The 6,679-nt window shown below is 71.7% G+C and carries 6 protein-coding genes and 1 pseudogene; 5 read left to right on the top strand and 2 right to left on the bottom strand.

Going from position 1 to position 6,679, the window contains the following annotated elements; translation table 11 throughout:
• Together ABZ896_RS51610 and ABZ896_RS51605 are read right to left on the bottom strand one after the other, a co-directional pair.
• Positions 1-284 (bottom strand): annotated as a pseudogene (locus tag ABZ896_RS51610) (mandelate racemase); the annotation flags it as partial.
• Between the two features lie 8 nt (positions 285-292).
• A complete protein-coding gene (locus tag ABZ896_RS51605; protein WP_360946119.1) occupies positions 293-1,252 on the bottom strand; it encodes an LLM class F420-dependent oxidoreductase in 960 nt (319 codons plus the stop codon).
• A 137-nt stretch (positions 1,253-1,389) separates the two neighbouring features.
• Between ABZ896_RS51605 and ABZ896_RS51600 the strand changes: the two genes are divergently transcribed.
• From ABZ896_RS51600 to ABZ896_RS51580, 5 genes are read left to right on the top strand one after another with little or no spacing between them, the layout of a single operon-like run.
• Positions 1,390-2,958 carry an FAD-dependent oxidoreductase gene (locus ABZ896_RS51600; protein ID WP_360946116.1) on the top strand — a complete coding sequence of 523 codons (1,569 nt, stop codon included), beginning with the start codon at positions 1,390-1,392 and terminating at the stop codon, positions 2,956-2,958.
• Positions 2,955-4,802, top strand: a complete 1,848-nt coding sequence (locus ABZ896_RS51595; RefSeq protein WP_360946113.1) for a transketolase — start codon at positions 2,955-2,957, stop codon at positions 4,800-4,802. Before ABZ896_RS51600 ends, ABZ896_RS51595 begins: the two co-directional genes overlap by 4 nt.
• The gene (gene ligD / locus ABZ896_RS51590; RefSeq protein WP_360946110.1) at positions 4,799-5,731 is read left to right on the top strand and encodes a non-homologous end-joining DNA ligase; all 933 of its coding nucleotides are present in this window, start codon (positions 4,799-4,801) and stop codon (positions 5,729-5,731) included. The genes ABZ896_RS51595 and ligD overlap by 4 nt, the downstream gene beginning before the upstream one ends.
• 45 nt (positions 5,732-5,776) lie before the next feature.
• Positions 5,777-6,145, top strand: a complete 369-nt coding sequence (locus tag ABZ896_RS51585; protein ID WP_360946107.1) for a gas vesicle protein — start codon at positions 5,777-5,779, stop codon at positions 6,143-6,145.
• 46 nt (positions 6,146-6,191) lie between these two features.
• Complete coding sequence (locus ABZ896_RS51580) at positions 6,192-6,614, top strand: gas vesicle structural protein GvpA (RefSeq protein ID WP_360946104.1); 423 nt, start codon at positions 6,192-6,194, stop codon at positions 6,612-6,614.
• Positions 6,615-6,679 lie beyond the last annotated feature (65 nt).

Genomic DNA, 6,679 nt, shown 5'->3' with positions numbered 1-6,679 from the left:
GAGCAGTCGGAGGCGTTCCGGATCCTGCGGAGCATGATCCATTCCTTGCACGGTGACGGCGAGGGCGCGTAGCCCGAGACGCGGCCCTCCACGAGCGGGGCGAGGTGCCCGGTGATGAAGTCGCCGACCGTCGGTGGACCGTAGGTCCAGCCCGTGCCCGTCGCGTCGCCGGTCGTGACCTCGGCGATCACCATCGTCGTCGAGTCCCAGGACAGCGTGCCGTCGGCCTCGGGGGCGTCGGTCGGCACGGTGTAGACGGAGACGACGGGCTTGAGGAGTTTCATGACCGACGTCACCCCTGCCGGAGCTGCGGCAGGACCTTCGTCCGGTAGAAGTCGAAGAACCCGCGCTGGTCGGGGCCGATCTGGTTGACGTAGACGTGGTCGAAGCCCGCGTCGGCGAAGGCGGACAGCGCGGCCACGTGCTCGTCGACGTCGTCCCCGCACACCGCCTTCTCGCGCACCATCTCCTCGGTGACCAGCGGCTCCAGCTGCTCGAAGTGGCGCGGCGAGGGCAGGATCTGGCCCATCTCACCGGGCAGGAACTGGTTGAACCAGAGCTTGTGGACCGTCCGCAGACACTCCTCGCGGTCCGGGCCGTAGCAGACCTTGATGCCGCCGCTCACCGGCTTCCCGGCCCCGCCGCCCTTGCGGAACTGCTCCACCATCGACTCCTCCGGCATCATCGTGATGAAGCCGTCGCCGACCCGGGACGCGAGCGCGGTGGCCGCCGGGCCGAAGCCGGAGATGTCGATGGGGACGGGCTCGTCGGGGACCGTGTAGAGGCGGGCGTTCTCCACCGTGTAGTGCGTGCCGTGGTGGTTGACCTCCTCGCCGGTGAACAGCCGGCGCATCACCTGGATCGACTCCTCCAGCATCTCCAGGCGGATGTGCGCGGGCGGCCACACATGCCCGAGGACATGTTCGTTGAGGGCCTCCCCGGAGCCGACGCCGAGCCGGAAGCGGCCGTTCGTCATGACCGCGCTGGTCGCCGCGGCCTGCGCCACCACCGCCGGGTGGATCCGCACGGTCGGGCAGGTCACCGCCGTCTCGATCGGCAGCGACACCGCCTCCGAGATCGCGCCGATCACCGACCAGACGAAGGGGCTCTGACCCTGCGCGTCGTTCCACGGGTGGTAGTGGTCGGAGATCCACAGCGAGCTGAATCCGGCCTGCTCGGCCATCCGCGCCTGTTCGACCAGCTCGGCCGGGCCGAACTCCTCGCACGACAGGAAATAACCGTATTCGGGCATGGAGGTACCTCCGGCGACTCCGTGATGAGGGGCTCCGTCCGAGTACCCGGCGGTCCATGGGGAAACCGGCGTTTGGCGGCCCCGGCCAGGGGGACGCGGAAGGCTGCCGAGGTACGCGACAGCCCCGGAGGCGCACCGTGAGTCGACCCCGCATCGTGATCGTCGGAGCCGGCTTCGCCGGGTACCGGACGGCCAAGGAGCTGTCCGGGATGGCCCGGGGAAAGGCCGACATCACCCTGCTCAACCCGACCGACTACTTCCTGTATCTGCCCCTGCTGCCCCAGGTCGCCGCCGGGATCCTGGAACCCCGCCGGGTGACCGTCTCCCTCTCCGGCACCCTGCCTGCTGTGCGGCTGGTGCTCGGCGAGGCCGACGGCGTCGACCTGGACGAGCGCGTGGTGCGCTACACCGACCCCGAGGGCGGCACGGGCACCCTGCCCTACGACCGGCTCGTGCTCGCCGTCGGCAGCGTCAACAAGCTGCTCCCGATCCCCGGGATCGCCGAGCACGCCCACGGCTTCCGCGGCCTGCCCGAAGCGCTCTATCTACGGGACCACGTCACCCGGCAGGTGGAGCTGGCGGCCGCCGCGGACGACCCGAAGAGCTGCGCGGCCCGCTGCACCTTCGTGGTGGTCGGCGCGGGCTACACCGGCACCGAGGTCGCCGCGCACGGGCAGCTGTACACCGACGCGCAGGTCCGCAAACACCCCTTGAGGGAAGGCGTACGACCGCGCTGGCTGCTCCTCGACATCGCGGAGCGGGTGCTGCCCGAACTGGATGAGCACCTCTCCCGCACCGCCGACCGCACCCTGCGCGAGCGGGGCGTCGAGGTGCGCATGGGGACCTCCGTGAAGGAGGCCACACCGGGCGGAGTCCTGCTGACCGACGGGGAGTTCGTCGAGACCCGGACGCTCGTGTGGTGCGTCGGCGTACGGCCGGACCCGCTCGTCGAGTCGACCGGGCAACCCCTGGAGCGTGGACGGCTCGTCGTCGACCCCTACCTCCAACTCCCCGGCCATCCCGAGGTGTTCGCGTGCGGGGACGCGGCCGCCGTGCCCGACCTCAACGACCCGGGCAAGTTCACGCCCATGACCGCCCAGCACGCCTGGCGGCACGGGAAGACGGCGGCCCGCAATGTCGCCGCCTCCCTCGGCGTGGGGGAGAAGCAGCCCTACCGGCACAAGGACCTCGGCTTCGTCGTGGACCTCGGCGGCGCCAAGGCCGCCGCCAACCCGCTGGGCATCCCGCTCTCCGGGCCCGCGGCCGGTGCGGTCACCCGCGGCTACCACCTCGCGGCGATGCCCGGCAACCGGGTGCGCGTCGCGGCCGACTGGCTCCTGGACGCCGTACTCCCGCGCCAGGCCGTGCAGTTGGGACTCGTACGGTCCTGGTCGGTCCCCCTCGACACGGCCTCCCCGGAGCTGGCGCGGGTGCCGGGCCGCCCGAAGGCCGCGGCCCGCTCGGGACCGGGGGCGGCGACGGCGGAGGACACGGGCGCCGACGCCCCGGGCGGAGAGCTGGCGAAAGGCCGATCGGGCGATGAGCCCGCGAAGTACCAACCGGGCCCCGAGCCCGCGAAGAGCCAACCCGGCGGTGAGCGCGCCAAGAACCAACCCCGCGGTGCGCCCCACAAGGCCCCCGGCCCCGTCAAGCACACCGAGAGCAAGCCCGGCGAAGACGCCGACCCCGCGGAAGGAGCCTCATGAACACCGGTGAACTCGTCGAACTCGCCCAGCAGTTGCGCGTCGACAGCGTGCGCGCCTCCGCCGCCGCGGGCTCCGGACACCCGACCTCGTCGATGTCCGCCGCCGACCTGATGGCCGTCCTGATGGCCCGGCACTTCCGCTACGACTTCGACCGCCCCGACCACCCCGGCAACGACCGCTTCGTGCTCTCCAAGGGCCACGCCTCACCGCTGATGTACGCCACGTACAAGGCCGTGGGCGCCGTGGACGACGAGGAGTTGCTGACCTTCCGCAAGCAGGGCAGCCGGCTCGAAGGGCACCCCACCCCGCGCAAGCTGCCGTGGGTCGAGACGGCCACCGGCTCGCTCGGCCAGGGACTGCCCGTGGGCGTCGGCATCGCGCTGGCCGGCAAGCGGCTCGACCGCACCGGCTACCGGGTGTGGGTCCTCACCGGGGACAGCGAACTCGCCGAGGGCTCCGTCTGGGAGGCCGCCGAGCACGCCGGGTACGAGCGGCTCGACAATCTCACCGCGATCGTCGACGTCAACCGGCTCGGCCAGCGCGGCCCGACGCGGCACGGCCACGACCTCGACGCCTACGCCCGCCGCTTCCAGGCCTTCGGCTGGCACACGGTCGAGGTCGACGGCCACGACGTGGACGCGATCGAGCGCGCGTACGGCGAGGCCGAGTCCACCAAGGGGCAGCCCACCGCGATCCTCGCCCGCACCCTCAAGGGCAAGGGCGTCGCCGACGTCCAGGACCGCGAGGGACTGCACGGCAAGCCGCTGAAGAACGCCGACGACGCCATCGAGGAACTCGGCGGAGTACGGGACCTCCGCATCCAGGTGCACGAGCCGCCGGCCGCCCGCATCCTGCACGCCGTGCGGGCCGGGCACCTGGAACTGCCCAGGTGGGACGTCGGCGACGAGGTGGCGACCCGCAACGCCTACGGCCAGGCGCTCACCGCCCTCGGCACCGGACGCGGTGACGTCGTCGCCCTCGACGGCGAGGTCGGCGACTCCACGCGCGCGGAGTTCTTCGCCAAGGAACACCCCGACCGCTACTTCGAGTGCTACATCGCCGAGCAGCAGATGGTCGGCGCCGCCGTCGGTCTCGCGGCCCGCGGCTGGGTGCCGTACGCCTCGACCTTCGCGGCCTTCCTCACGCGCGCGTACGACTTCGTCCGCATGGCCTCGATCAGCGGGGCCGGCGTCAATCTCGTCGGCTCGCACGCGGGTGTCTCCATCGGGCAGGACGGGCCGAGCCAGATGGGCCTGGAGGACCTGGCGATGATGCGGGCCGTGCACGGCTCGACCGTGCTGTACCCGTGCGACGCCAACCAGACCGCGCACCTGGTCGCCGAGATGGCGACCCTGGACGGCGTCCGCTATCTGCGCACCTCGCGCGGCGAGAGCCCGGTGATCTACGGGCCCGAGGAGGAGTTCCCGATCGGCGGCAGCAAGGTGCTGCGCTCCTCGCAGCAGGACCGGATGACGGTCGTCGCGGCCGGCGTCACCCTGCACGAGGCGTTGAAGGCCGCCGAGGCGCTGGACGGCGAGGGCATCCCGGTGCGCGTGATCGACCTGTACTCGGTCAAGCCCGTCGACCGGCTCACCCTGCGCACGGCCGCCGAGGAGACCGGCTGCCTGCTCACCGTCGAGGACCACCACGAGGAGGGCGGCCTCGGCGACGCCGTCCTCGACGCGTTCCTCGACGGCCGTCCCGTCCCCCGCCTGGTGCGCCTCGGCGTCCGTACGATGCCCGGCTCGGCCTCGCCCGAGGAGCAGCTGCACGCCGCCGGCATCGACGCCGAGTCGATCGCGGCCTCCGTACGGCTGCTGGTGGAGCAGGCGATCGCGCCGTGAGCGGCGACGGCGTACGGACCGTCCGGGCGGGCCGGCGCACTGTAGAGGTGCACCGCCCGGACAAGGTCCTCTTCCCCGGCGGCGACGGCGCCAAGGAGTACACCAAGGGCGACCTGGTCGACTACTACCGGGCCGTCGCCCCCTTCATGCTGCCGCACCTGCGCGGCCGCCCGCTGATGCTGGAACGGCACCCCGACGGGATCGACGGCCCCCGGTTCATGCAGAAGAACGCCCCCGACAGCTACCCGGAGTGGATCGACCGCGTCGAGGTGGCCAAGGAGGGCGGAACCGTCTGCCACCCCGTGTGCGACGACACCGCCACCCTGCTCTACCTCGCCGACCAGGCCGCCCTCACCCTGCACCGCTGGCTGTCGCGGACCGGCCGGGTGGACCGGCCCGACCGGCTGGTCTTCGACCTCGACCCGGCCGACGGAGGCGACTTCGCGGCCGTACGGGAGGCCGCCTGGCTGCTCGGGGAGCTGCTCGACGAGCTGAGGCTGCCCTCGGTCCTGATGACCACCGGCTCGCGCGGACTGCACGTCGTCGTGCCCGTCAACGGCCACCACGACTTCGACGAGGTGCGCGCCTTCGCCAAGGACGTCGCCGACACCCTGGTCGCAGGCCACCCGGACCGGCTGACCACCGCCGCCCGCAAGAAGGAGCGCGGCGACCGGCTCTACCTCGACGTGCAGCGCAACGGCTACGCGCAGACCGCCGTCGCGCCCTACACCGTGCGCGCCAAGCCCGGCGCCCCCGTGGCCACCCCGATCGCCTGGACCCAGCTCGACGACCCGGGCCTGGACGCCCGCCGCTGGACGATCGCGGACGCCGTCGAGCAGGCCCGCACCAATCCCTGGGCCGGAACCATGGGCAAAGGGCGCGCCCTCGGCCCCGCCCGGCGCAGGCTCAACGCGTTGATGCCCTCCTGAAGGTTTGGCGATCGAACATGCGGCCACCCGCAGAGGGAGGTGGCCATGGCGAACACAAAGAACACATCGGATTCACAGAATTCACGGAATTCCCCCAAGGGAGAAGAAAAAGACACGGAACGCAACACGGCGGACAGTGGTCGGCCTGGCCCCATGGAGGTCCTGCGCCACGCGCGCGCCCAGCTGGCCGAGCTGACCGGCATGTCCGCCGAGACCGTCTCCTCCTTCGAACAGACCGAGGAGGGCTGGTCGTTGGAGATCGAGGTCCTCGAACTCGCCCGCGTGCCCGACACGATGAGCCTGATGGCGAGCTACCAGGTCGACCTCGACCAGGACGGCCGGCTCACCGGCTACCGGCGCGTCCGCCGCTACGAACGCGGACGTTCCGACGCACAAAGGCAGGGCGGCCGCTAGGCCGCCTCACAACCGTTCGTCCGACAGAAAAGGAGGCTGGGCAGACATGACCGTTGTCCCGGCACAGCAGGGCGGTGGAGGTGGCTCCAGCGGCCTCTACGACGTTCTGGAACTCGTCCTCGACAGGGGTCTGGTCATCGACGCGTTCGTACGGGTGTCCCTGGTCGGCATCGAGATCCTGAAGATCGACGTACGTGTCGTCGTGGCCAGCGTCGACACCTATCTGCGCTTCGCCGAGGCGTGCAACCGGCTCGACCTGGAGTCCGGCCCGAACAAGAGCCCCGGCCTGCCCGACGTCGTCGGCAGCATCACCGAGTCCGGTGCGCGCGGCAAGTCCAAGGGCGCCCTGTCCGGCGCCGCCGAGACCATCTCCGGTGCCTTCAAGCAGGCCCGTGAGGAGGGCGAGAGCGAGTCCCGGCCGCGTGCCCGCAGGAGCACGACGGCACGCAGGAAGGAGGAGCAGGAGTGAGCACGTACGTGTACGGCATCACCGCCGCCTCCCACCCCGCACCGCCCGAGGGCATGGGCGGCGTC

Source organism: Streptomyces sp. NPDC047072 (assembly GCF_040643855.1).
Lineage (GTDB): Bacteria > Actinomycetota > Actinomycetes > Streptomycetales > Streptomycetaceae > Streptomyces.
This window is presented reverse-complemented; position numbering and strand designations above follow the sequence as displayed.